The organism is Bifidobacterium sp. UTCIF-38, from assembly GCF_006454495.1.
In the GTDB taxonomy this organism is placed as follows: Bacteria; Actinomycetota; Actinomycetes; order Actinomycetales; family Bifidobacteriaceae; genus Bifidobacterium; species Bifidobacterium callitrichos.
Genome location: NZ_JFAL01000001.1, coordinates 45,252 through 71,028 on the forward strand (window position 1 = coordinate 45,252; position 25,777 = coordinate 71,028).

The following is a 25,777-nucleotide window of genomic DNA, read 5'->3' on the forward strand; positions in this document are numbered from 1 at the left end:
TCCCTGTCACTCGTAACGGATGCGCGGGTCGAGTGCCGCGTACAGCAGGTCGACGAGCAGGTTGCAGATCACGAAGACCAGCAGCAGCAGCGTGACGATGGAGACCACGAGGTTGCCTTCGCCCTTGAGGATCGACTGGTAGGTCAGGAAGCCGACGCCGTGGATGTTGAAGATCTGTTCGGTGATCATCGCGCCGCCCATCAGGGCGCCGAGATCCTGGCCGAGGTACGTGACGACGGGGATCAGGGAGTTGCGCAGCACGTGACGGACCATCACGGAGCCGTTCGACATGCCCTTGGCGCGCGCGGTGCGCACGTAGTCCAAAGCGATGTTCGAGGAGATCTCGGAGCGGGTCAGTCGGATGATGTACGCCATCGAGACCGAACCCAGCACCATCGCGGGGAAGATCAGCTCGGTGAACGTGGCGTCGGCGCTGGCGGTCACGGGGATGAGGCTCCACTGGATGCCCAGGAAGTACTGGCCCGCGAAGCCGGTGACGAAGGTCGGCACGGAGATGAGCAGCAGGGAGACGATGAGGATCACCGAGTCGTACCACTTGCCCTTCTTGAGGCCAGAGATGATGCCGAAGACCACGCCGAAGACCGCCTCGAAGCAGAAGGCCATCAGGGCGAGCTTGATGGTGACCGGGAAGGCGCGGCCGATCTCGTCGATGACCGGCTGGCCGGCGAAGGTGTTGCCGAAGTTCAGCGTGAACGCGTTCTTGAGGAACAGCAGGTACTGGATGATGAACGGCTTGTCGAGGTTGTATTCGGCGCGGATCTGGGCTGCGACCGCCTCGTTGACCGGCTTGTCTCCGAACATCGCCTTGACCGGGTCGCCCGGCAGCGCGAAGACGAGAGCGTAGACCAACAGGGTCGCACCGAGAACCACGGGGATCATCTGCAGAATGCGTCGCAGAAGATATTTACCCATCGGTTTCTCCTTGAATTCTTTCGGACCGGTCTCTTGAATCGCCCTGACTCGCCGCGCCGTTGTGCGGGAAGGCATGCCAAAAGCGCCCAGCCGGTCGCTAAGTACCCCGTAAGTTTACCCTACGGGTTGACACGAATGTTTCACGAAGGTGAATCGGAGCTTAAAACGGAACGGTACGGATATAGCAAAAGGGCCGGAACCCTTGCGGATTCCGACCCTTTTTACGATTCCGTTGGGAATCAGGTCAGGCGAGCGTCACGCTCACTTGGAGAGCTCCTCGTAGACCGGCAGGTTCTGCCAGTTCATCTCGAAGCCCTTGACACCGGTCGCGGCGACGCCGTCGGCGTTGGAGTAGTACAGCGGGATGGCCGGCAGCTGCTGGAGCAGGATCTCCTGGGACTGCTGATAGAGCTTGTTGGCGTCCTCGGTGGACTTGGCGGCGTAGGCCTCGTTCATCAGCTTGTCGAAGTCGGCGTTCTTGTAGTCGCCGTCGTTGGAGCCGTTGCCGTCGGCCGCGGCGGAGGCGTACAGCTGGAACAGGTAGTTCTCCGGGGACGGGTAGTCCGGCTGCCAGCCGGTGCGGAAGGCACCCTTGATCTGGCGGTTGGTGACGGCGTCACGGAACTCCTGGAACGTCGGCATCGGGTTGGTGGCGACGTCGATGCCCAGGTTGTTCTTGAGCTGGTTGACGATGGCGTCGTAGATCGGCTTGGCGCCGCCGTCGGCGTTGTAGGAGAAGGTCAGCTGGCCGTCGTACTTGGAGATGGCGTCGGCCTTGGCCCACAGCTCCTTGGCCTTGGTGGCGTTGAACTTGAGGTTCTCGGAGCCCTTGAGGGAGTCGGAGTAGCCCGGGGTGAGCGGGGAGGTGAAGTCAACGGCCGGGGTGGCGATGCCGCCGAGGACCTTCTCGGTGAGCTGCTCGCGGTTGATGGCCATGGAGATGGCCTGACGACGCAGCTGGCCCTCCTCGGTGTTGGTCTGGAAGTGCTCGAGGTTGGACGGGATAGTGAAGGTCTGGGAGACGGAGCCGGCCTTGTTGTAGGCCTGGACCTTCGGGTTCTTCTGGAAGGTCTTGGTGGCGGAGGCCGGGACGGACTCCATCACGTCGAGGTTGCCGGACTGGATGTCGGCGTAGGCGGAGGTGTCGGACGTGTAGATCTTGAAGTTGATGCCGTCGTTCTTCGGCACGTCATTGCCCTTGTAGTCGGGGTTCTTGACGAGGTCGATCTCCTTGTTGTGATCCCACTTGGAGAACTTGTACGGGCCGTTGCCGACCGGGGCCTCGCCGAAGGCCTTCGGATCCTTGTAGAAGGACTCCGGCAGCGGGGCGAACGCCAGGTAGCCGACCTTGATCGGGAAGGTGGCGTCCGGCTGGGACATGTCGACGGTGAAGGTCTTGTCGTCCACGACCTTCAGGCCGGAGAGCTGCTCGTCGCCCTTGAGGGAGTCGGCGTTCTGCAGATCGGAGTAGCCCTTGATGGTGGAGAAGAAGGAGGTGCCCTTCTGGGCGTTCTTCGCGTTGGCGGTGTAGCTCCAGGCCTTGGTGAAGGACTCGGCGGTCACGTCGGTGCCGTCGGTGAACTTCCAGCCGTCCTTGAGCTTGATGGTGTACTGGGTGGCGTCATCGTTCGGCGTGATGGACTCGGCGACCTCGTTGGAGGCGTTGCCCTTGGCGTCGAAGGAGACGAGGCGGGCGAACAGCAGGTCGCCCGGCTTGCCGCCGCCGGTCTCGTTGGTGTTGCCCGGGATCAGCGGGTTCTGAGGCTCGGAGGCGTAGACGTTGAGCACGTTCGCGCCGCTCTTGGCGCTCGACGTGGAGCTGCTGTTGCTCGAGGAGCCGCAGCCGGCCACCAGGGTCGCGACGGCGCACACGGCCGCGGCGATCGCGAAGGCTTTCTTCTTCATCATTGATGTTCTCCTGTTCATCCTGCGGATGCGTGGTTCGCATCCGCTTGGCGCGCCGGAAACGCGCCGTAATGTGCAAGGGGGTCGTGCACGGATCGCTCCGCGTACCACCCCCTTGCTGATCGCGGTCCATTGTGCCGCGTTCTGGAGACAGCACGTTACCAAATTATGGATATTCTGTGAATACAGACTGGGGTGTTTGCGTTAACAGAGGGATTTCGGGGGTGGGTCTGCTCCCGCAATATGCGATGCCCGACACACTCAAGGCCGTTCGGCCAAGCCTACGGTCGGGCATCGCATCCTGCGGATATCACGCCGCTTGGGATGATGGAATCCGTTGATGCAAACCGGAAGCGCGGGGGCTTTAAGCCCTTGGAAATGCTTGGATGTAGCGGGCTTTGAGTTGCTCTATGGAGACGTGGGTGTAGCGCTGCGTGGTCTTGAGGGAGGCGTGGCCCAGCATCTCCTGGACCTCACGCAGGTCCGCTCCCCCGTCGAGCAGATGGGTGGCCGCGGAATGTCTCAACGCATGAGGTCCAATATCTGGAACGCCCGCCCTTCGCGACTCCCTGTGGACCACCTCGCGGACGGTCCGCTGGTTGATGCGGCCACCGCGCACGCCGAGGAAGAGGGCGGTTCGCGTATCGCCGGCACGCGGCTCGTCGATATGTGCGCCGTCATCGGATCCATGCAGGACCTGCGGGCGCCCCTCCTCGATCCAGCGGATGAGCGCCCGGGCGGCTGGAGCGCCGAAGGGGACGACACGTTGTTTATTTCCCTTGCCGGTGACGCGCATGGTGCGGTTGGAGAAATCGACGTCGCCCACATCGAGGCCGACGAGTTCGGCGACGCGGATGCCCGTCGCGTACAGGGTCTCAAGCATCGCGGCGTCCCGCAGTCGCACGGCGGGCGGACGACCGTCCCTCTCCACCGTTTCCGACTCCCCCGTACGAGTCGTCGGATCCCGCCCCTGCGCCTCGGCGTCAGCGTCGTCCATCATCCGCGCGGCCTGCGCCTCGGTGAGCACCGTGGGCAGCACGGCGGGGATCTTCGGCGTCGCGAGAGCGGCGGCGGGGTCGGTCGCGGTCACGCCGTGGTCATAGGCCCAGGAGAAGAACGAGCGGACGGCGACGACCTTGCGCGCCATGCTGGAACGGGCGTGGGTGCGCGACTCGTGGGCCATCCAGCTGCGCAGATCGTCCGGCGTGATCTCCCTGAGGTCGTTCATCCCACGCAGGGTAAGGACATGCAGGCACTCGCCCACATCGGTCAGATACGCTCTGAGCGTATTGGCGCTCAGTCCCTTGTTCGCCTTGAGGAAGGTGGCGTAGGCGTTCAGGCGATCTTCGAGGCCGTGCCCGTCGGATCCGGCATCGGGAAAACGGTCATCAACACCCATGCTTGCCCCTTTCCGCAGTGATTACGGCACCGGTCCGGTCAGATACCGGTCAGTTAGACTATAACCGTTCGGACAACAGGGGAACCCGGGCAACAAGCGGGCACTGAGGAAGGCGAAGACACCATGGCACGGCATGCGGCGAAAGCGACGAAGGCAACGGGGCGACGGGGCGCGAGAACGGTGACGGGATCGGGGATGATCCGACCCGCATCCGCTACGGCGCAGACGGAACGCGGATCGCAGACGGGGGCGTCCGGCCGCGACGTCAGCCCCGCCTCCGACGACACCGTCGTGGCCCGTGCGATCGACCTGACGAAGACGTACGGCGAGCGCGACTCGCAGGTCGTGGCGCTCGACCACGTGAACGTCGAGTTCGCGCGCGGCGAGATGACCGCGATCATGGGCCCGTCCGGCTCGGGCAAGTCGACGCTGATGCACTGCATGGCCGGTCTCGACCAGCCGACCTCGGGCAAGGTGGTCGTCGAGGGGCTTGAGGTCTCGTCGATGAACCAGCGTCAGCTGACGAAGCTGAGGCGTGAGCAGATCGGCTTCATCTTCCAGTCGTTCAATCTGGTGCCGACGCTCACGGCCGAGGAGAACATCCTGCTGCCGTTGCAGATCGCGAAGCGTCCGATCGACCGGGCGTGGTTCGACAAGGTGGTGGACGTGGTCGGCCTGCGACCGAGGCTCACGCACCGGCCAAGTCAGCTCTCCGGCGGACAGCAGCAGCGCGTCGCGTGCGCCCGCGCGATCATGGCCCGTCCGGCGGTGATCTTCGCCGACGAGCCGACCGGCAATCTCGATTCGCGTTCCAGCAGGGAGGTGCTGGGCTTCCTCAAGGACTCCGTGCGCGAGTACGGGCAGACCATCGTGATGGTCACGCATGACCCGCGCGCCGCCTCGTACGCGGATCGCGTGCTCGTGCTCGCCGACGGTCGCATCACCCGCGATCTGAAGCACCCCAGCTATGAGGAGATCCTCGACGTGTTCGCCACGGAGGGCGACGAGGACGCGGCTGGCGCATCCGACGATGTCGCGACCGGCACGGAGGATCGCGCATGATCCGCATCGGCCTGCGTGACGCACGCGCGCATCTCCCCCGGTTCGTGATGTCGATCATCGCGATCGCATTGGGCGTGTCCTTCGTCGTCGGCTCGTTCTGCTTCCGCGAGATGATGAACGATCAGGTCGACCAGATGATGGGATCGAACACCGACCACGACGTGTACGTGCGTGGCACCGTGGAGAAGAAGGACGAATCGTCCGACCAATCATCCTCATCCGACTCGTCCGGCTCGTCTCTCAAGACGTACAACGACATCGACGACGCGCTGGTCGACGACGTCGCCGCGGTGGACGGCGTGAAGACCGCAGAGGTCACGTATTCGGTGTCGGGTTCGCTGGTGCTGGTCAGGAAGGACGGCAACGCGGTCTCCACGATGGGTTCGCCGACGATGGGCATCGGCCTGGCGAAGGGCACATGGCGTTCCGCGCATCTGACTCAAGGCCGTTGGGCGGGGAACGACGGCGAGATCGCCCTGCACGCGTTCGCCGCCGAGACGGCCGGACTCAAGGTCGGCGACACGACGAAGCTCGTCTACCCGTCGGGCCCGAAGAATGTGAAGGTCGTCGGCGTGTTCGACACGGACTCATCGCAGGCGGGCGCGATCATCATCGGACTCGCGCCCGATGTGGCGAAATCCCTGTATCAGGAGAAGACCGGTGAGATCGGCACCGCGCAGTACATCGGCGTGTACGGTTCGGCGAACGGCGGCGCGCCGCTGAGCGACGAACAGCAGCGGGAGCTCGCGGATCGCATCAATAAGGCGCTGCCCGCCGGCTCCAAGGCGACCGCCGTGACCGGCGATCAGCTGCGCGACGAATATTCCAAGGCCATCAAGGACCAGCTCGGCTTCATCCAGCCGCTGATCCTGATCTTCGCGGTGATCGCCCTGTTCGTCGGCTCGTTCATCATCGCGAACACGTTCTCGATGATCGTGCGCGAGTCGATGCGCGGCTACGCGCTGCTGCGCTCGGTGGGTGCCTCCCCCGCGCAGGTGTTCTCCACGGTGATCGTGCAGGCGCTGCTGCTGGGCGTGGTCGGCTCGGCGGCCGGCATCGGACTCGGCTGGGGCATGGTGAAGCTGATCGTCGCCGGCATGGCGCGCATGGGCACGCCGATGAGCGGCGCCGCCACCCCGAGCGTCACCGACATGCTCGCGGGGCTCGTGGTGGGCATTCTGGTCACGCTCGTCGGTGCCGCCCTGCCGGCCCGGCGCGCGGCGATGGCCCCGCCGATCCAGGCGATGAACGAGACCGTGAACCCGGAGAAGCCGGTATGGCCGCGCGGCGTGGCGGGATTGGTGATGATCGCGCTGGGCGTCATCTCGTGGGTGTTCTGCGTGGCGATCGCCGCGGCAGGCGACGACGGCGACCCGACCCCGGTCGCGTTCCTCAACGATCTGGCCTCCCGGTACGGGACCGGTTGGCCGCTCGGCATCGGCGCCGGGCTCATCGTCATCGGCGTGATCGTGCTCGCCCCGGCGCTGGTCGGCCCGGTGGGCGCGGTGCTCGGCTGGATTCCCTCGCACGTATTCCCTGTGACCGGGCGTCTCGCCACGCGCAATCTGGCAAGACAGAAGCGCCGCACGGCGAACACGGCGGCGGCCCTGTTCGTGGGCGTCGCGATCGTCAGCTGCCTCGGCGTGGTCGCCTCGTCGGCGAAGGCGTCGGTCGCGGGCATCGTCGACACCGGTCTGAAGTCCGATTTCACCGCGATGTCCGCGTCGTCGGGCCGCATCCCGGATGACGCGGTCACCGCGATCGAGGACACCGAAGACGTGGGCTCGGTGTCGAAGAGCCGCATGCTCATGGGCGTGACGTATGGCACGGGAGACGACAAGACGCAGGCGATGACGTTCGCCGAACAGCCGTCGCTGTTCGCGAAGGTGTTCGCGCCCGTCACCAACTCGGGTGACGCGGACAGGGCTCTGCGTGATGGTGAACTCGTCGTCGGGCTCACCGTGGCGCAGGACAACGGCTGGAAGGTCGGCGACACGGTCCGGGTCAATGGCAAACAGGTCGTGGTCGACGAGGAGGCGACCGCCAAGGCGCAGGCCGACTATCAGGCGCAGGTCCAGCAGAAGATCGCCGGATTGCAGACCGAGGCGCAGCGTCTGCTCGCCGCGGGCGACCGTGCGGGCGCGCAGGCCAAGGCGGCCGAGGCGCAGCAGGCCGCCGAGGACGCGCAGCATGTCGACCCGTCGACGCTCGTCAAGACGAAGACCGAGGAAACGCATCGAGACGTCAAGGTCGGGGCTATCATCGAGAACTCCGTCTACCGTTCGATGGTGCTCATGAACGACTCGCTGGCCGACAAGCTCGCCAACGACTATACGATGTTCACGATCATGCTGTTCATCAACGCCGACTCCGACGCGGACGTGGCCGCGGTCAAGGAGCGGCTCGTCAAGGCGGTCAAGCCGTTCTACGTGATCACCGTGCAGGACCGCGACGAGTTCAAGTCGTCGATGAGCTCGATGGTCGACCAGATCCTCATCATCCTGTACGCGCTGCTCGCCCTGTCGATCGTGATCGCGGTGTTCGGCATCGTGAACACGCTCGCGTTGAGCGTGTCCGAGCGCACGCGCGAGATCGGCCTGCTGCGGGCGATCGGCACGTCGCGCGGCCAGGTGCGCGGCATGCTGGCGATCGAGGCGTCACTGATCGCCGTGCTCGGCACGCTGCTGGGGCTTGTGGTCGGCGTCGGCGCAGGCGCGGTCATCCAGCGGGTGTACCAGTCCAACGGCTTGGAGCGACTCGCGGTGCCGTGGGACCAGCTGGGCGTGTTCCTCGCATTGTCGATCGTCGTGGGCGTCATCGCCGCGCTGCCACCGGCCCGCCGCGCGCTGAAGGTCCCCGTCCTCGACGCCGTCGCCACGGACTGACGAGGCGTCGCACGAGGAACATGTGAAACCTTTAGAGGAATGCGCCGTCTCGCATGGTGAGGGTGGTGTCGCATTGTGCCGCGACTCGCAGGTCGTGCGTGGCGAGGATGAGTGTGATGCCTTGCTGACATTGTGCAAGGAGCATGGTCATGATGATGTCGGCGGTGTGCGTGTCGAGTGCCGCCGTGGGTTCGTCGGCAATGATGATGGCTGGGTGCATCACGGTCGCCCTAGCGATGGCGATGCGTTGCCTTTCGCCGCCGGACAGTTGGCCGGGCATGTGCTGCGCCTTGCTGGCGAGCCCTACCTGTTCCAGTGCCGTCGTGGCGCGTTGTCTGCGTTCGGCTCGTCTGATCCTGGGGTTTGCGTATTCCATAGGGATGGCGACGTTGGCCCATGCGGGCTCGTCTTCGAGGATCGCGTAGTCCTGCGGGATGAAGCCGAACATTCGGTTGCGCCATGAGGAACGATTCGCGTCACTTTCCGGTGCCGGGCGTCCTTGCAGGAACAGGGAGCCGGAGGTGGGTTTCATGGACAGTCCGATCATGCGCAACAGAGTGGATTTGCCGCATCCGGATGGTCCCATGATGGCTATCGACTCCCCGGGCGCGGCCTGCAGGGATATGTCGTGTACGGCAAGGAGCTGCGCCTGCCCGTCGGCGTATCGTTTGGTCAGATTTCGGGCGTCTATGGTCGTCTGTGGCATGGTCGGTGCTTCTTTCATTGGATGTGTGTAGTTGCGCGTCGTGCAGCTATCGTCCAGACCAGGGCTGCCATGACGAGGATGACCGCGATCATCGTCCGGGATGCGGTGGCCACCGGTTCTCCTATCAGCTGGAAGCATGCCAGTGCCGAGGCGGCGGGCAGCAGCATGATAAGGATGAGCCCGGCGACGCGGACCGTCTCGCCCGCGGCGGTGGCGCCGTAGAGTCGGCGGACGAGCATCGCCGACCGCTCCCGCGCGAGGGTCACGGACAATGTCTGGATGATCACGATGACGGTGAGCGCGAGGAAGGCGGACAGTCCGAGCAGGTACATCAGCGCACGCACGATGAGGTCCTTGTCGCGTTGGGGTTGCTCCGTGTTCAATTGGTGCGGCACGAGTATCAGGCCGGCGTCGCGGCATCCTGTGATGAACTCGCTGATCCGGGTCCGGGATGGGTTGAACATGACCGTCTTGGCCATCGCCTCTTCGAGCTCCATGTCATCGAGCTGTGTCAGCGAACCGGGGCCGAGCCGGATGATAAGATACCGGTCCAGATTGACGCCGGCGGTGTTCGGGTCGAATATGGAGGCGGAGGCCGGCAACGTGCCGGATACCTTGATGTCGATTCCGGCGATGTGCACGCTGTCAGGCACCTGCATCTTGTCCACTTGGTAACCGATGGACGCGCAGGGTGCGTGGGAACACAGGCCCAATTGCGGAAACATGTCATCGATGTTGCCCATCAGGACGATGGCCGGTATGCCGTTGGCGAAACCAGGATTGTCGATTTCGACGTTGTTGATGATCGCGGAATATGCCCTGCCCTGTTCCAGCATGTCCTGCAAGTCGCTCGTCACCTGGGGATTCGCCTTACTCGGGGATTGCAGGAGATATTGCGGGGAGAATGTGACCGCGTCGGCGGCCCGGAGACGAGCCTCGCCGCCGATCACGCTGGACTCGGTCAGCACGTCGCTGAGCGTCATCGTGAACACGCTTCCCGCGAAAACGACGAGAAGCGTGATGCCAAGAATCGATCCCCATCGTCTCAATCCCATACGGACTCCAATTATCAGCTCATGGATCATCGTTCCACCTCATCATTCGATCGTATGCCAAGCCACTCGGCCAAGGCCATCACGATCACCGTCATGACCGTCCCGCCGATAAAGGCAGCGGAGAACGCTGCAGACGGGCCGATGCCGGTCCTGCCCGACACTAGGATGATGAGAACAGCGCTCAATGCGGTTCCAGCCAGCACTCCAGCCACGATCGGAACGACTGCCCCGCGCACCCGTCCTGCCCATACCTGTCTTCTGGTGGCGCCGAATAGCCGTCTGACATGTAGGTCAGTTTTCCTTGCCGTCTCCGTCGTCGTCATACACACGTAGGCGCAGACCAACGCCAATACAAGGAACAGCAAGGTGATACCCACAAAGGAATCACCGGCAAGGGACGACCACAACGACTGCGCTTGCGGCCTCGTTACATCCATGCCGCACCGCGCGAACAGATCCGAGATATCCCGAAGCTGCTGCGGATCACTCGTATTCACGTACACGTTGCCGGGAAACAGCGGAATCGCCCCCAACGGGAGCACGTACTGCAGGTTGTCTCCGACATTCACGCCTGGAACCTTGACGACACCGCCGACGGCAAACCCCACGGGCAGCAGCGGGACATCCCCGTGTTCGCGCCATTGCCCGGACGAGAACGACGACTCGATCAGACATGCCATGCGATTGTCCATATCCCGGCATCCCCGCGGAAGAGTCCTAGCCCATTCGATGGAGGAGCCCGACGACTGGAACACAATCGCCGGCCAGCCGTCCCCCACAGAACTCTCCAACAGGGAAATACCGTGATCAGAAAGATACGTGGCCAGATCACGCGCCGCCTCAAGATTTCTCCCGTCGTTACGCCTGGCATCCGCCGAGGCGGTCAGCACCAGTTGCGTCTTCGCATCGGACATGCCCCATTGCGAGCCACGCCAATCAAGAACGCTCCAGTACACAGCCCAAGCAAGAAACGAAGACAACACACCCAACAGCAGCGATATTGCGCAAATGGATGTAGAAGAAAACTTTAAATGGTGGGTATTTTTTAGCATTCAATATCTTTCCAATCACAGTATTTCTAGATGGGAGCAATAAGAAATGCGTTAGAAGTATTCAACACCCCAGTAATAGTGCGTAACGTACTTATCACCCCACAATACGGAATCCCAGACGGAGTCCGTCCTGCTTCGAACCCGAGTGTCTCCTGAATAGGAAGCAGATGATGTATACAGCCGCCCGGTATCTAGGCGGGGGCCAGCCTGTCGGGTGAAGCGCTGATATCCAAGACGCGCGTGACGCCCGTTATCATTATAGGAGGCCTGAATCTGTACGTAGCCATTCACCTTGATGCCGCCAATACTGCTTTCCCATGTGCGACCATAATTCGGACCTCCGGCAAAAGCAGTAGAAGACAATACGATGCTAGCCATGCCCAGAATTGTCGCAAGGACAATTGCCATAAATTTCTTTCGAACATTCATGATTACTCCTTTGCTGGAAAAATTGAAATGTATAAAGACGTAAAAAATAGATGATAATTGCTTTCCTTTCTGCTGGATGTCGAAGTCCTATGACTTCATCCCGCAAGAACTAGTCTTCTACTCCAGCGGGAGAGAAACAATCAGAAAAGGAGTAATTGACATCTAGAGATGGCAACAAGCAGCTATGACTTTTGGATTGTATGGGGAACCACCGCGCTGTCTCGGTTGTTGACAGTCATCGCGTCTCTTTTCGTGCGGAACTAGTCCTAGTGATGGTGTATTGTCCGATGGCATCAGGTTCTCCGATGGGTGTGCCGCTGACTTCGACCCAGGCGTGCGCACGGAAGGGTCGGTCGGTGAATCCGGTGCACCATGTGACGGATCGACAAACGATACGGCATGCCGCAGCGGTGGAGAGCGATCGGAGCAGACAACCCTGCTGGCTTCGGCATCTGCGGCTTACCGCGCATACGGCATTGCGGTATCGTTCTGCCATGTCTGCGTCGGCTGGAGAATACCGTTCAGACCATTTTTCAAGCAGGCGACAGAAATCTCCAATCCGTTGCCTTTCCATACATCTTCCGACGGCGACGGCAATCAGTGCCACCAGACGGTCATGAAGACTGACATGCGTGACTGCTTCGGGCTGTAGCGGAATACTCATAAACGCACATGCTTTCCCATATCAATGAGAAATCGTTCCACATCCTGAATGATGACCTGTTTATCGACCTGATATTCTTCGGCGATTGCGTTCGCGCAATCCACGACGGTTTTTCCGTGCATAAGGCCGTCGAGTATGAGTTGGCCGATTTCATTGACTTGTAGATATTCGCCGGTCTCATTGACGAATACAATACCCCCGCCCTCTTTGGGGTGTAGAGAGATCTGTCTCTTCAGGATACTGCTTGTCTTTGCATTATCAAATTGCATGTCTTAGCCACCTTTCCACTGCCGCTACTCGTTGCATTTCAAACAGAAAAGTGATGTCAGGCATTGGCATAGAAGCCCGACGCTGTATGATGGGCACGTTAATCAACCCCGCTTCGTCCAGCACTCCACCGGCAATCGAGTCGAGCAACATGTCTTTCGAACGTTGCCAAGCCGTATACAGCGAATATGAGTGATCGCCTTTGACCGTACGCCGGAATATCGTCTCGGGAACTATGCCCTTAAGAGCCCGATACAGCACGGCTTTGTGCAATCCTCCCTGAGTGCGCGCACTGACCGGGGCACTCAACGCAGAGTTCACGATTCCGCTATCGAGATAAGGGGAGCAGAACGTTATATTGTTAGGTGCGAACATCCGGTTAGCCTGATTGAGTATTCGCGCCTGTATTGCCAGAGAGTAAAGTGCCTGATGACGACTTCGGTCAGAGTCTAGCGGCTGGATGTCCGCCTTCTTCAATTGCGACCCAACGGCGCTGCATAGGATGTCTCGGGCTTCCGTAGTCAGGAACTCAGGAATACGTATGGCGTCGTGCCATCCGCAAGGCGAGGAGCGATGGCTATGACCTTGTTCCGCATCTAGGAACGATGACCGTAATTCCGCATGTAGATCGGTGTTGTCGGTCAGATCACGAATTGCCTGATATGGGGAGACCCGGTAATCAGCACTATATTGTCTTCTGATGTTCCGCAGTCGCAGCGGTTGTTCCCGTAGACAGCTCCATGAAGAGGATGGTAGGGAGGCGAACAGCTCGTCTCCTCCGAAACCCATGACATGGATATGTCTTGCACCTGTTCCCATTTCGGAGATTCGGCCAAGATAGCCTTCGATATCGCTCCAGTAGATTGGTTCTTCAGGTAGCTTGCCGTTGGGATACTCGGCAGTGGCTTCGAAAGATCTATTCCCATCCATGACTTGGCCGATTCGGGTGAGCGGCATCCGGACGTCCATGGAGATCCGTTCAGCCCATTGGGAATCCCGATTCATCGGATCGTCGGGCGTTTCATGATACAGGGGTATGCAGGCCCCTTTACTGGCCAAGATATATGCGATGGCGGCGGAATCCACACCTCCGGACAAATCGGCGGATAGTGACGCTTCATTACGCCAATCATCTGCAATCGCCAGGAAGCGGCTTCTTAGCGATGCCGATATTCCCTCACTCGAGACATGTTTTGCCAGGGAAGACACCGCTTTCGTATAGCGTGGCCGATTGGACTTATCGAGATACAGCATGGTTGCGACAGGTATGGAACGTATGTCCTCCCATGGGGATCTGTCTCCGAGAAGGCCATCGGGAAGAGATGGCAGCAGGTCCATGACAATGCGTTCCCAGTCGACTCCGGCTTTTGTGATGTTTGCAAGTCGGGAGGCGCTGTCTGACAGAAGCATCTCATCCTCGGCCTCGGTCCAGAACATGCGACTTCCACTCAACAGAGGAACCCGGACGTATGTTCCTTCGTCATTGACGCTGATAAAGGCAGGAAGCTTCGAATAATTTGTCGGCTTCCCACCTCGGACAATCACGGTATGAATTGGATGCGCATGCATAGACGGAATCATCCTTTCATGCCCCGTTGTTCCTGCATGGCACTTGCATGCAGGAACAAACGGTCAGTTTGATCCCCAAGGGAACGGAGCCTTGGCTCCGCCGACGTCGACATAGTTACCGAACCATACGCCATTGGTCGCTTGCTTGAATGATGCGATAACCTCGACAGAGGGAGGTACGTAATTCTTCATTGATGCTCTCCTTATGCGCTGAACATGTATTGGAAGTGCACGTGTATAACATGCACTTCCAGTTAATATGAAACGAGCGGCACATCCAAGGACATGTGTGGTGTTTGTCATCTCCAGATGACAAACACCACACATCACACGTGTAAATCACAGCGAAGAGACACCATCCGGAGACAGTTTGGCGGTTTCGCTCTGCAGTTGGCTGAGGGAGCCTTCCTTCTCGACGGTCCCTCTATCCAGCATCACGACATCATCGGTGATCGGCTTCAACCTGTAGTCCGGCTCGGATGCGACGAGCATGGCGACACCACGATCCGCCTGCCTCCGCATCTGTCCGCAGACCCATTGCACGCCCGCCTTGTCGAGTGCCCGCAACGGCTCATCTACGATCAGGGCCTTCGGGTCGGTCAGCAGGGCGATGGCAAACCGCATTTTGACGATGCCGGTCATATCGAGATCGCGGAGTTTGACGGGGAGAAGATCCCTCAATCCGGTCATGCGAACGATATCGTCCAAGAGAACGTTCGAGGTCCCGGCCCAGAGCGCCTTCCAGCGCAGATAGGTTCCCGCTGAACAATACGACGGATGCGGAACGGTTTCGGGAATGACGCTTACGGCCGTCGTTGATGCGGTGGATGCGTCGATGGGTCTGCCGCAGACGGATATGCGCCCGCCATCCGGGATGTCCAGCCCCAGCAGCATCCGGAGAACCGTCGTTTTGCCGGAATGTCGTGGTCCGATCAGCACGGTGACCCGACCGGCATAGACGGAAAACGAGATCCCATGCAATGCACGCTCGGCATGGTTGAAGGAAACGTTCTCAAACGCGATGATGGGCGAAGCCGAATCGGGCAGTTGATTCAACGTTTTCCCCTCCTGGATTCATGCAAGCGGCAATCATCGAAGCGAACGCCGCAATTCGATTGAGCTATGATGACCCGCCATTCGTGATCTGATCCAGCCCCGACTGGTACCAGGCGATGACGATCTGGACCCGGTCCCGCATATGCATCTTGACCAGAATGCGGCTTACCGTGCGCCGCACCGACGCCGTTTCGATGAACAGACGCTCGGCGATCTCCTGATTGGACAGCCCCGCGGCCACGAGTTCCGCGATCTCGCGTTCACGCTTGGAAAGACCATCGAACAAACCACGCAATAGCGTGATGCGGGTGTTGTCCGATACCGTGCGGACTCCGCGGTTGAGCACCTCGCCGGTGATGCGCGGGGTCAATACGGCGTCCCCGTTATATACGGCGTGCACGGCATCCCGAAGCTGTTTGGGCGTCGCATCCTTGAGCAGGAACCCGGATGCGCCTCGCGCCAATCCGTCGAAGGCGTAGTCATCCTCATCGTACGTGGTCAGGATCAGTATCCGGATTTGGGGGAACTGCTCCTTGATGATGCCCGTCGCCTCTATGCCGTCCATGACGGGCATGCGCACGTCCATGAGAATCACGTCAGGCAGCTGCTGCGGCGATCGCCGCAGGAATTCGATGGCCTGTTCGCCGTCCGCGGCCTGCGAGCTGACAATGATGTTCGGATCGTTGTTCAGCATCATCATGAAGCCAATCCGCGCCCCTCGCATGTCATCGACCAGCATGACCCTGATGACGTCATCCCTTGCATCCTTCATGATTCCATCACTCCTTTCAGGGGATCATCGCCCTGACCACCCAGCCATCACCGTACGGCCCGTAGGACAGGGTGCCGCCCGCTTTCGCAACGCGTTGGGAAAGACGCTGCAGCCCGGTCCCGCCGGCCTGTCCACCGCTCCGGGCGGAATCCACACGGTAGGAGTCATTCCCGGTGACATGACCATCGTTGCGGACCGTGATCGCCGTTCCGCCGTTACCGTCATGGTCCCAGGCGACGGCGATGCGGGTGAGACCCGTACCATGCCGAAGGGCATTGGTCAGCGCTTCGCGGGTGACGGCGAAGCACAGATCCGAACGCCGAGGGTCCTCGACGCGTCGTCCCGTTTCGGTGAACACGACGGTGATCCCGGTCGAGCGAATGTGCTCCAGCACGGGCCGGATATCGTCCCAGTCCCGCAGACGCAGCACGTCGTCCTGATTCACCGGTTCGGGGCCGATCTGCTCCTCGGACGGCCGCGATTCCTCCTCGTTGAAGACCTTCAGGATGCGGCGCGTGTTCCCCAGACTGTCCCTCGCTATCGTTGTGATCTCCGCGAACACATCGGCCAGCTGCGCATCGGAATAGCCGCCGTTTCTCATGCAGTCCTCCCCGCCTTGCGACAACGCGATGATCGAGGTCAGGCCGTGGCCGACGCTGTCATGCAGCTCATTGGTCACACGAAGACGCCGTTCCGCGCGATTCCTCTCCTCCGCCAGCACCGCGGTCTTCCGCCGCGCCTCGGACAGCAGTCTGTCCGCCGTCCGCCGGTCCCGCACTATGGACAGCAATGAGGACGCGATGCCGGCCAACGCGACGATATACAGCAACGCCAAATACCAAGGCTGCAGATAGTGGGGATAGATGTACTGCATCGTGATCATGCAGATCATGGCCAGATCGCACATGGCCTGAGCGTACAGGGGAAGCCGAATGCACAGGTAGAGCACCAGAATGAGCACGACCTGCGTATAGGAGTGCAGACCGACGCCGAACAGGACACCCATGGAAAGCTCGATGAATTCCAGCGCCAGCAGTGCGATGGGATTTCTGGATCTCAGCACTACGTTCATGATCCCCATGACCAGCAGTACAAGGAAGTACCAAATTCCCGCTCCCTCATTGAGAAATCGGACCAACGAGTACTCCTCCCCGATCGCCATTCGCTCGTTCGCATAATCGCGGATGAGAACGCCCAGCGTGCCGGCCGTGCACAGCAGAGTCGTCATGAAGCGAAGCAGCCGCTCTCCCCTGAGCTGGCGAAGCCATAAGACCAAACGGTCCTGCATGGTGGCGGATAACGTCTGCCTTCTATCGGATGATGATTGCTTCCATGGAGGGCTCATGATGAGGCGGTTCCTTGCATCCTGCACCTTTCGCCTTCTTCGTCGTCCGAGAACACAGCTGCTTCCATTATCACCACTTCGAGCGTCACATGTCCGTAGCGTGATTCCCGTTTGTCATCTTCAGATGACAGTTCCAATGCCTTGCATTGTGGGGTTCCTTACTGGGTGTTTCGCTTGTATTGGAGCATTCAATGTCAGGGATCCGGCCGGACCAGCGCCATCAGGATCAACCCCCGACTTTCCCCGGATGAGCAGGACCGGTATTCGACCATGACGGGCCAGTGGCTGGTCTCGCAGGAGCGACAGGGCGGGACGATCCTCGCACAGGAGGACACACTGGAGCAGCTTTCCTCCGCCGAGAGCCCGACGGGTACGGGTGGCGGATCAGCAGTCACATCCGGGGATGTGAGCACGATCCCGTCTTTCAGCTCTACGGCAGCGAACAGCAGCGCTTCGCCCTGGCGCGTCCCATCATCAAATCATCAAACCGCCTGCAGATCGATGGTGTTGTCGCATTGTGTGGCGATGCCGGGGTCGTGGGTGACGATGATGAGGGTCTTGCCGTATTCGTGTTGGAGGCGGAGCATTTCGTGGAAAACATGTTGGGCGAGATCGCGGTCGAGCGCGCCGGTGGGCTCGTCGGCGAGGATCAAATCCCCGGGCTTCAATATGCATCGTGCGAGGGCGACGCGCTGCTGTTCGCCGCCGGAGAGGGTCATGACCTTGTCGCCCACGACGTGTCCGAGGCCGAGCCGGGAGAGCATGGCCTTGGCCTTGCGCTGTCTGACCTGTTTGCTGTCGCGGATGAAGCGCATGCCGAGCGCGACGTTGTCAAGGGCGCTCATGTCGTTGATGAGCGCGTATGACTGGAACAGGTAGTTGATCTTGCCGCGGCGCAGCATGGTCGCCCTGCGCCCGTCGATGCCCGGCAGGGGCTGCCCGTCGAGCGTGATCGCACCTCCGGTTGGCGTATCCAGCAGGCCGATGATGTTCAGCAACGTGGATTTGCCTGAGCCGGACGGCCCGGTGATGGCCATGCTGGTGCCTTCCTCCACGCTGAAGGACAGGTCGTGCAGAATGGTGCGGCTGCCGTAGGTCGTGCAGAGGTGGTCGGCGGCGAGTTTCGTGTTCATGATGATGCTCCTTGGACGAAAGACCGGGAATATGCTGCGTAATGCGTGCGATGGATGTTATTCGGATTTGATCATGACTTGCACCTGCCTGGAAGACAGGGCGCGGGACTGGACGGCCAGCAGGATCAGCTGGAAGACGAACGTCACGGCGGCGGCGATGATGCCTGCCGTCGATCCGAGCAGTACGGTGGCCAGGATCGATATGGCGGACACCACGGCGACCATGATGAACGCGGGCGCGAAGATGCCCGTGAGCGAATAGCCGAGGAGGCGTTTGACGGCGATGGTCTCCCGGTAGGTCACCGCGTAGACGCGGCACAGGGTGGCCATGCCGATCAGCTGGAACAGGGCCGCGAGCAGGGCGATGCCGCCGAACAGCTGGATGAACTCGGTCAGGCTTTTGCGCAGTCCGGCGATGAAGTCGCTGTCGGGCCGGTAGACCGGGTTGTTGTCCTCCAGACGGTATTCGGCCAGGTATTCGGTCGTCGTGTATTGCCGTGCGGCGGTTTCGCCCAGCTTGATGTAGCTGTTCGTCAGGCCGGTCGCACCGAGGCTTTCCGCCTCGAACGGCGTCATGTCCGCGCCGGTCGCCACGAGGATCACGGGGGTACGGGTCTCGGAGGGCAGGCTCAGGTCATCGCTCCATGTGAACAGTGGCGTGGACGGATGATAGGTGATGAACCCCATCCGGCCGGCGTCCATGAACGTGGTGTGGATGCTGCTGGCCCAGTCCTTGTACTTCATGCTGGTCTCGGTCAGATATCCCCTCATGCGCTCCTGTTCCGCCGCGTCCATGGTGTCGGGGATCAGGAACATCCGTTCGCCGGTCTCGGCGCGCGCGACCGTGTCCGGGTCCAGGTCGAATCCCTGGTCCTTCAGATAGTTCGGGGAGGCGATGAAATACCAGAACGCCTGCTCGGGCACCTGCTTGTACAGTCCCTTCCATTGTGCGAGCAGACCGGCATCGAAGTGGCGGGTGTTGGCGACATACACGCCGTCCCTGCCCTCGATGGACGTGTACCAGTCGTACACCTCGCGCATGTGGTCACCGGACGTGCCCGACGATTCGGTGTGGTTCGTGCCGCGCGAATCCTTGTACAGGAGTCGCAGCGAATCGTATTGGCTCCACCGGGCGTTGACCTGTCCGAGACTGGAAACCTCGTTCATCGGCGCGTCCAGCGCATGCGCGCCCGCGACCAGACCGGCGGAGGCCAACACGTACACCACGGCGATCACCACCAGCAACGCCTTCTTCGACACCCGGTTGTGTATCGCCGCGACCGGACGCACCGACAACAGCACCAACGCCACAGACGCCACGGCCAGCAGCACCAACGCGATCAGCCGCATAAAACTGTCCCCTGTGCTGGAGCCATGCAACGGGGACGTCAACCGCTGCGCATCGATGCCGCTCGCCTCGCTCACCCGCTGCACCAACGCCCGGAACCCCATATCGTCAAGGCTGATGATCCGGCAGTCGCCGTTGACGGTGCCGGAGAGGCGTTCCAACGTGTCCAACCGGACCACGACCAGCCGTCCGCCGAATCTCGCGGCCGGCAAAGAGGCAATCATGTCGGCGCTCACCCGATCCAATCCCAAGGTCGCATCGGCATCCGACCGAAGCAGACGCGACAACAAGTCCGAATCAAGCACGTCAGCACCCTGATAGCGGAACGCCGCCTCATCGGAATGCGCACCCACGTCGCCGTACACGCCCAAACGATACCCCTCCACGGATCCGTCCACGGGCGAGACCAGCACATCCGAACGCACCACGACCGCATGAGCCTCTTCCACGCCGCTCATCAACGCATTCAACGTCCGGGAGGAACGCTCCTGCAGCACATCGGACAGCGACAGCGCCCGGCCTTGACTCGGGTACGCGCGCATCGCCGCCGTATACCCGTCGCCCAACGCGAACAACGATAATATGCCTGACAACACCGCCATCACGACAATCACCAGACACGACGACCAACGTAACCACCCATGCATCAGACATCACCTTCTTGAATGGGACATGTGCCCGTGTTTGCTGAAAAATCAACAAACCTATCTACGGGAAGCGCGGCAATCCTCGCCCACGTGCCTGATCCGTCCGAGCAGTGTCTTCATCAACGTGGTCTTGCCCGCGCCGTTCGCTCCAAGCAGACAGATGATCCTGCCTGTTCTTAACTGCAGGTTGATGTCGCTGACGATCAGGGAACCCTTATACCCGATCGAGAGATTGGTCGTCGATATCGTTGGCATGGTCCACCTTCCACACAACTCTGGCTTGACGTGAACCGGATTTGTTCACGGTACGGGATTGTGTCACCGATGAGGATCTGCGACCATCATCCATGGGAACGAAAGCCGTCTCGACGACGAGACAGGATTCAGCCCTACGGACGATGGACGGGGCGCCGTCCTTTTCCTAAATATGGAATCGCCGGGCAGCGAACCCGGCGTATGAGAGGGCGATCATGAATATTGCTGAATATCATTCCCATATCTCCGTTGCGGTTGAGGCGCTTGATGTGCACAAGACGTATGGTTCGGGTGCGTCGGAGACGGTTGCGGTTGCCGGCATCACGGCGCGGTTCGAGAAGGGGCGGTTCACGGCGATCGTGGGCCCGTCCGGTTCGGGCAAGACCACGCTGTTGCATCTGCTTGCGGGGTTGGATACGCCGACTTCGGGGCGGGTGGTGATCGATGGCACGGATATCTCCGCTTTGTCGGATGATGCGTTGTCCGATCTGCGTCGTGACCGGATCGGGTTCATTTTCCAGGATTTCAATCTGCTGCCGTACCTGACGGCGGAACAGAACATCGAGCTTCCGTTCACGTTGCGCGGCAAGCGGCCCGACCGAAACAAGGTACGCGGGATCGCGCGTGAGTTGGGCATCGAAAACCGTCTCGATCACAAGCCGCAGGAGATGAGCGGCGGTCAGCGGCAGCGTGTGGCGGTGGCCCGCGCGCTGGCCGGGGATCCCGCGGTGGTGTTCGCGGACGAGCCGACTGGCGCGTTGGATGTGAGGTCGTCGCGTCAGCTGCTGGCGATATTGCGGGATATGGCGTCTCGGCGCGGGCAGACGATCGTGATGGTCACGCATGATCCGAATGCGGCCGCGTATGCGGATAGGGCGTTTGTGGTGCGTGACGGACTGATCGCCGCGGATATCGCGCATCCGTCCGCGACGGACGTGGTGCGCGTGCTCGAGCAGGGCGCCGGGCTCGCGGCGGGTGCGGCCGGGGAACCGTCCGATCCGGCGGAAGCGGGTGCGCGATGATCCGGGTGGCGTGGGCGCAGATCAGGCATTCCCCGTCCCGTCTGCTCGCCGTCCTGTTGGCGGTGGTTCTGTCGGCGGCGATGCTGGCGGGCACGGTCGTGTTCCAGGGCACGTCCACCGCGAGCATGGCCACCGTCACGGCCGCGCCGTTGAAGCCCGTGGATGTCGTCATCGATCCCGGCGACGCCGATGCGGGATCGTTGAAGCCCTCGTGGGCCGAGGACGTGCTCGCCAAGGCGGACATGGGCGGCATGGTGAGGGCGACGGCACCGTATTACGCGGCCACGGTCACCATGTACGGTGCCGGCGCGCGCGGCACGGCGAACGTGTATTCCGTGTCCCGTGATCCGTCCCTGCGCTGGTTCGGTCTGGAGTCAGGCGATTGGCCGGACAACGCCGGTCAGATCGTCGTCTCCCGTGACACGGCCGATGGTCTCGGCGTGCGGGTCGGTGGCAGGGTCACGTTGAAATCGTCCGACGGGACGAAACGCGTGGTGACGGTCAGCGGCATCAACGACGTGCGGTTCAAGCCGATGACCGGCACCGATTACGCGGTCTACGCCGACCCGTCGTACTTCGGGGATGCGACGCCGGGCGAACTGTTCGTCAAACTCGACGATTCCCCCGATGCCGCCGCGGCCGTGCAGCGGCTTGCGCGGGCGGCCGCGGCGGATGGCGTCACGGCGGTCACCGGCGCGGAGATGATCCGTCAGGCATCGGCGATGATGGCCGGCGGCAGCGATCAGCTGACCGCGATCATGGCGGTGTTCGCCGCCATCGCCCTGTGCGCCGCGATGATGGTGATCTCCAGCACCTACCGGACATTGACCGCACAGCGCACACGTGACATCGCCATGCTGCGCCTGATCGGGGCGCGACGCGCGAACATCCGTTCGATGGTTCTGTCCGAGGCGCTGATCACCGCCGTGGCCGGCACGCTGATCGGTGGACTGGTCGGCGTGGGCGGCGGCTACGCGGCCATGACCGCGATGGGACAGGCGTTCGGCGGATTCGCCGCCAACCCTCTCCTATTGGCGGGTGCGCTGCTGCTGACCGTCGCGGCCACGGTGCTGGCCGCGTGGACGACCGTCCGCCGCGCCACGCGCATCCCGCCGATCCAGGCGTTGGATGGAACCACTCAAACCGACGGCGTGGCCGGCGTGGGGACAGGCGGCAGGATGCTTGATATCCAAGCCTCGCGCATCGTGTTCGGCGTGTTGTGCGCGATCGCCGGCGTCGCGCTGCTGTGGGTCGGTGCGGCCGGCTTCCACATGCCCATCGCGCTGGTCGGCGGCCTTGCCCTGGCGCTCGGTCTCGTGCTTGCCCTGCCCGGACTGGTCGCGATGCTCATGCCCGCCATCGGCATGCTGTCGGCCGCGTGCGGGCTGGCTGGCAAACTGGCCGCTTCGAGCCTGACGGCGAACGCGAGGCGCGCCGGCGGCACCGTCACCGCGGTCGTGTTCGGCATCAGCCTGATCGCCGCGCTCTCCTCGGCCGCGTCCACCGGCACCGGCACCATCAACGCCGACCTCGACTACCGCTACCCGGTAAGCGCCGCCCTCTACACGCCGGACAACAGCAGCCTCTCCGACAAAGTCCTGCAACGCGCAAGTGAGATCACCGACGCGCAGGCCGCATACCCGGTACGCACCACCGCCATCGGCCAGTCACCGGACGGGCGGAGGACCACACCCAAGGTACTCGACGTGATCCCCGACAAGGCCGCCGCCGTCTTCACCGCCGACAGCCCGTGGCATGCCGGCATGAGCGATGGCATGCCGGTGGCGCTCGTCCACCCGCGATACATGAGCGCCATCGGCATCATGGAAGGCGACACGCTTGCCATCACCGTCGCCGGCACGACCGTCACGGTCAGGGCGCAGGCCTCACAGCTCACCGAATCACCGGAACTCGCGGTCATCATCACCGACAGCCAGCTCGCCATGCTGCCGAACGCGGCCACGATCCGATCCGCGTTGAAGACCAGCATGATCTGGTTCAAGGCCGGGCCAGGCGTCAACCGTGCCAGTCTCGCCAAACAGGTCGACCATCTGGCCGCGGCTGACCCGAATGCCACCGTCGGCGGCGGCATCGCGGAAAGCAACGACATCCTCAACGTATTGAACATGCTGGTCATGCTCTCCTACGCGATGCTCGCCATCACCGTGATCATCAGCCTGACCGGACTCGCCAACCAGCTCGCGCTTGCGGTCATCGAACGGACCAGCGAGATCAGCATGCTGCGCGCCCTCGGCGTCAGACGCGGAACCGTCCGCGCGGAGATCGCCATCGAAGCGTTGACCCTGACCGTCATCGGCACCGTCATCGGACTGCTCGTCGGCCTGCCGCTCGGCATCGCCGGCGTGAAGGCCCAGATCGGCGGCATGACCGGCCAGTTCACCGTCGCGATGCCCTGGACGCAGATCGGCGTGCTCATCCCCGTCATCCTCGCCGCGGGGCTGCTTGCCTCGATCATCCCCGCACGCAACGCCACCCGCATCCAACCGGCACAAGGCCTCACCAGCTGAGGCGGACGACGGCGATTTGATTGGCCGGTTTCGCTGCCTGTAGTAATGACGTCCTCGAGAGAACCTGACGCTGGGAATCAGCCAGCGACGGTTCTTCTCGGGATATGGGGTGTTTTCGAGAGAACCTGACGCTGGGCCGTTCTCAGCGACGGGTTCTCTCGGGGAGCCGGTTCCTCCCGGGAAACCGACGGCGACGAGGTACAGTTGGTAGTGCTAGGTACTACTAGGTACGTGACGATGGGTGGACGCGGTGGTCCGCCGTCGGTTCGTCCGTCGGCCCGTATGGGTTATGGGTCTGTCTTACGTGGGGAGGAAATATGGCATTGCCGCAGTCGATTCCGAACGGCGCACGCATCGTCGTGCGCGTCATCGAGGGCGTGGATCCGGCCGACGGACGCACGAAGTTCCGCGACTACGTGGGGCATGTGCTCTCGTGGGACGGGCGCACGCTCGAACTGTCGCGGGACGCGGCCGCGAACGGCTCGCGTCCGAAACAGCATGTGATGATCGAGGCCGACACCATCGCCACGCTCAAGCCGGTGCCGGAGCGCCCCAAGCCGCGGCCGTAACGGCCACCTCGTTTCGGCTTCCCTTGTCAGGGGAGCTGGACCGCAAAGCGGGACTGAGGGGTGGTCCGGTGCGGAATACAGGAACAACCGGTATCACAGCGCGGAACGCAGCTGGACGCGAACCGTGTGCGAGCCCACGAGCGCGATGATGTGCTCGCCGCGGCGGGCCGAATCCAGCAGGTCCTCCTGCCAGTGTTCCGGGGCGAAGTCGACGAGCCGCTCCTCGTAGGCGAGCTCGCCGGAGGCGTCCTCCGTGCCCTCCCCTCGCGCCGCGATGGCGCGCTGTCGCGCCTTGTAGTCACGGAACGGCTGGCCTTCGGCGAAGAACGCCTTCATCGCGGCCACATGCGGATCGGCCGCCCCCGACGGCACGGCGGCGGTCCGTTCGACGTGCAGCAGGTCGGCGACGGCGTTCAGGCGTGCGGCCATGTCGCGCAGCAGTCCCTCGACGTTGGCCGCGTCCTCCTCGACCATCGCGCGTGTGCGGTCGGGGTCGGTCAGGGCGACGCGGGTCATGTCGCGCCAGCTGCCGGCGGCGAGCGCGGCGGCGATGTTGCGGTTCGGGTCGGCGGTGAGCTCGTTGATGAGGGCCGTGGCGACGACGTGCGGCATGTGGCTGATCATCGCGGCAGCCTTGTCGTGCGTGTCGTCGTCGAGGACGATCACACGGTTGCCGACGCCGTCGACGATGAGTCGTGCGACGGCGAGGAACCGGTTGAAATCGGTGTCGGGCGTCACGGTGATCGCCCATAGGGCGTCGTCGTAGAGGGCCGGGTCGGCGGCCGTCCAGCCGGACAGTTCGTTGCCGGCCATCGGGTGCGCGCCGACGTAGCGCTCCCCCAGTCCGGCGGCCTCGACCTGATCGCGCACCATGCCCTTGACGCTGCCCACGTCGGTGAGGGTGATGTCCGGCGCGGCGTCGAGCAGGGGCTTCAATTCGGCGAGGATCGCGGGCATGGCCTTGAGCGGGTTGCACAGGACGATGACGTCCGGACCGGCTTCGACGAGCGCGGCGAGCGTCGGCACGCACCGGATGCCGGCCCGTTCGGCCTCGGCGTACGGGTGCGGACGATGGTTCCATGCGATGACCTTCACGCCGCGATCGACGAGCCTGCGTGCGAGGGAGCCGCCGATCAGCCCCATGCCGACGATGCCGATAGTCATCGAGGTCTCTCC

General features: G+C 62.3%; 23 protein-coding genes. 5 read left to right on the top strand and 18 right to left on the bottom strand.

Annotation, left to right across the window (positions count from 1 at the left end; translation table 11 throughout):
• Positions 1-6: 6 nt before the first annotated feature.
• The 3 genes from BW11_RS00235 to BW11_RS00245 all read right to left on the bottom strand — a co-directional run bounded on the left by BW11_RS00235 (position 7) and on the right by BW11_RS00245 (position 4,237).
• Positions 7-933: an ABC transporter permease gene (locus tag BW11_RS00235; protein ID WP_043164276.1), complete on the bottom strand. Its 927-nt coding sequence runs from the start codon at positions 931-933 to the stop codon at positions 7-9.
• Positions 934-1,194: 261 nt separating this feature from the next.
• Complete coding sequence (locus tag BW11_RS00240; protein ID WP_140444360.1) at positions 1,195-2,838, bottom strand: ABC transporter substrate-binding protein; 1,644 nt, start codon at positions 2,836-2,838, stop codon at positions 1,195-1,197.
• 364 nt (positions 2,839-3,202) lie between these two features.
• Positions 3,203-4,237 (bottom strand): tyrosine recombinase XerC, encoded by a 1,035-nt coding sequence (locus BW11_RS00245; RefSeq protein WP_140444241.1) that lies wholly within the window; start codon positions 4,235-4,237, stop codon positions 3,203-3,205.
• Between the two features lie 195 nt (positions 4,238-4,432).
• On the opposite strand from BW11_RS00245, the gene BW11_RS00250 reads away from it, so the two are divergent.
• Complete coding sequence (locus BW11_RS00250; RefSeq protein ID WP_140444242.1) at positions 4,433-5,299, top strand: ABC transporter ATP-binding protein; 867 nt, start codon at positions 4,433-4,435, stop codon at positions 5,297-5,299.
• The gene (locus BW11_RS00255; RefSeq protein WP_140444243.1) at positions 5,296-8,184 is read left to right on the top strand and encodes an ABC transporter permease; all 2,889 of its coding nucleotides are present in this window, start codon (positions 5,296-5,298) and stop codon (positions 8,182-8,184) included. The genes BW11_RS00250 and BW11_RS00255 overlap by 4 nt, the downstream gene beginning before the upstream one ends.
• Positions 8,185-8,215: 31 nt before the next feature.
• Here BW11_RS00255 and BW11_RS00260 read toward each other — a convergent pair whose 3' ends face one another.
• From BW11_RS00260 to BW11_RS00325, 14 genes are all read right to left on the bottom strand, one after another.
• Positions 8,216-8,890, bottom strand: a complete 675-nt coding sequence (locus tag BW11_RS00260; protein WP_140444244.1) for an ABC transporter ATP-binding protein — start codon at positions 8,888-8,890, stop codon at positions 8,216-8,218.
• Between the two features lie 14 nt (positions 8,891-8,904).
• Entirely contained in the window at positions 8,905-9,975 is a 1,071-nt protein-coding gene (locus tag BW11_RS00265) for a hypothetical protein (RefSeq protein WP_140476337.1), read from the bottom strand.
• Positions 9,972-10,997: an ABC transporter permease gene (locus tag BW11_RS00270; protein WP_140444246.1), complete on the bottom strand. Its 1,026-nt coding sequence runs from the start codon at positions 10,995-10,997 to the stop codon at positions 9,972-9,974. The genes BW11_RS00265 and BW11_RS00270 overlap by 4 nt, the downstream gene beginning before the upstream one ends.
• A 51-nt stretch (positions 10,998-11,048) precedes the next feature.
• Positions 11,049-11,426, bottom strand: a complete 378-nt coding sequence (locus BW11_RS00275; RefSeq protein ID WP_140444247.1) for a hypothetical protein — start codon at positions 11,424-11,426, stop codon at positions 11,049-11,051.
• 235 nt (positions 11,427-11,661) lie between these two features.
• Positions 11,662-12,090, bottom strand: a complete 429-nt coding sequence (locus BW11_RS11985) for a lasso peptide biosynthesis B2 protein (protein WP_140444248.1) — start codon at positions 12,088-12,090, stop codon at positions 11,662-11,664.
• The gene (locus tag BW11_RS00285) at positions 12,087-12,359 is read right to left on the bottom strand and encodes a PqqD family protein (protein ID WP_140444249.1); all 273 of its coding nucleotides are present in this window, start codon (positions 12,357-12,359) and stop codon (positions 12,087-12,089) included. The genes BW11_RS11985 and BW11_RS00285 overlap by 4 nt, the downstream gene beginning before the upstream one ends.
• Complete coding sequence (locus BW11_RS00290; protein WP_258184400.1) at positions 12,349-13,794, bottom strand: asparagine synthase-related protein; 1,446 nt, start codon at positions 13,792-13,794, stop codon at positions 12,349-12,351. Before BW11_RS00290 ends, BW11_RS00285 begins: the two co-directional genes overlap by 11 nt.
• Before the next feature lie 195 nt (positions 13,795-13,989).
• Entirely contained in the window at positions 13,990-14,118 is a 129-nt protein-coding gene (locus BW11_RS00295; protein ID WP_140444250.1) for a putative RiPP precursor, read from the bottom strand.
• A gap of 147 nt (positions 14,119-14,265) precedes the next feature.
• The gene (locus tag BW11_RS00300; RefSeq protein WP_140444251.1) at positions 14,266-14,982 is read right to left on the bottom strand and encodes an ATP-binding cassette domain-containing protein; all 717 of its coding nucleotides are present in this window, start codon (positions 14,980-14,982) and stop codon (positions 14,266-14,268) included.
• Between the two features lie 64 nt (positions 14,983-15,046).
• Complete coding sequence (locus tag BW11_RS00305) at positions 15,047-15,754, bottom strand: response regulator transcription factor (protein WP_140444252.1); 708 nt, start codon at positions 15,752-15,754, stop codon at positions 15,047-15,049.
• A gap of 16 nt (positions 15,755-15,770) precedes the next feature.
• Positions 15,771-16,982 (bottom strand): sensor histidine kinase, encoded by a 1,212-nt coding sequence (locus BW11_RS00310; RefSeq protein WP_258184401.1) that lies wholly within the window; start codon positions 16,980-16,982, stop codon positions 15,771-15,773.
• Between the two features lie 599 nt (positions 16,983-17,581).
• Positions 17,582-18,232, bottom strand: a complete 651-nt coding sequence (locus tag BW11_RS00315; protein ID WP_140444254.1) for an ABC transporter ATP-binding protein — start codon at positions 18,230-18,232, stop codon at positions 17,582-17,584.
• A 57-nt stretch (positions 18,233-18,289) separates the two neighbouring features.
• Positions 18,290-20,182, bottom strand: a complete 1,893-nt coding sequence (locus BW11_RS00320) for a hypothetical protein (protein ID WP_140444255.1) — start codon at positions 20,180-20,182, stop codon at positions 18,290-18,292.
• A 102-nt stretch (positions 20,183-20,284) separates the two neighbouring features.
• Positions 20,285-20,482: an ABC transporter ATP-binding protein gene (locus BW11_RS00325; RefSeq protein WP_258184402.1), complete on the bottom strand. Its 198-nt coding sequence runs from the start codon at positions 20,480-20,482 to the stop codon at positions 20,285-20,287.
• Positions 20,483-20,697: 215 nt separating this feature from the next.
• Between BW11_RS00325 and BW11_RS00330 the strand changes: the two genes are divergently transcribed.
• The 3 genes from BW11_RS00330 to BW11_RS00340 all read left to right on the top strand — a co-directional run bounded on the left by BW11_RS00330 (position 20,698) and on the right by BW11_RS00340 (position 24,601).
• Positions 20,698-21,504: an ABC transporter ATP-binding protein gene (locus tag BW11_RS00330; protein ID WP_140444256.1), complete on the top strand. Its 807-nt coding sequence runs from the start codon at positions 20,698-20,700 to the stop codon at positions 21,502-21,504.
• The gene (locus BW11_RS00335) at positions 21,501-24,032 is read left to right on the top strand and encodes an FtsX-like permease family protein (RefSeq protein WP_140444257.1); all 2,532 of its coding nucleotides are present in this window, start codon (positions 21,501-21,503) and stop codon (positions 24,030-24,032) included. Before BW11_RS00330 ends, BW11_RS00335 begins: the two co-directional genes overlap by 4 nt.
• Before the next feature lie 317 nt (positions 24,033-24,349).
• Positions 24,350-24,601, top strand: coding sequence for a DUF6725 family protein (locus BW11_RS00340; RefSeq protein WP_107040980.1), 252 nt, complete (start codon positions 24,350-24,352; stop codon positions 24,599-24,601).
• 93 nt (positions 24,602-24,694) lie between these two features.
• Here BW11_RS00340 and BW11_RS00345 read toward each other — a convergent pair whose 3' ends face one another.
• The gene (locus BW11_RS00345; RefSeq protein ID WP_140444258.1) at positions 24,695-25,765 is read right to left on the bottom strand and encodes a prephenate dehydrogenase/arogenate dehydrogenase family protein; all 1,071 of its coding nucleotides are present in this window, start codon (positions 25,763-25,765) and stop codon (positions 24,695-24,697) included.
• Between the last annotated feature and the right edge of the window lie 12 nt (positions 25,766-25,777).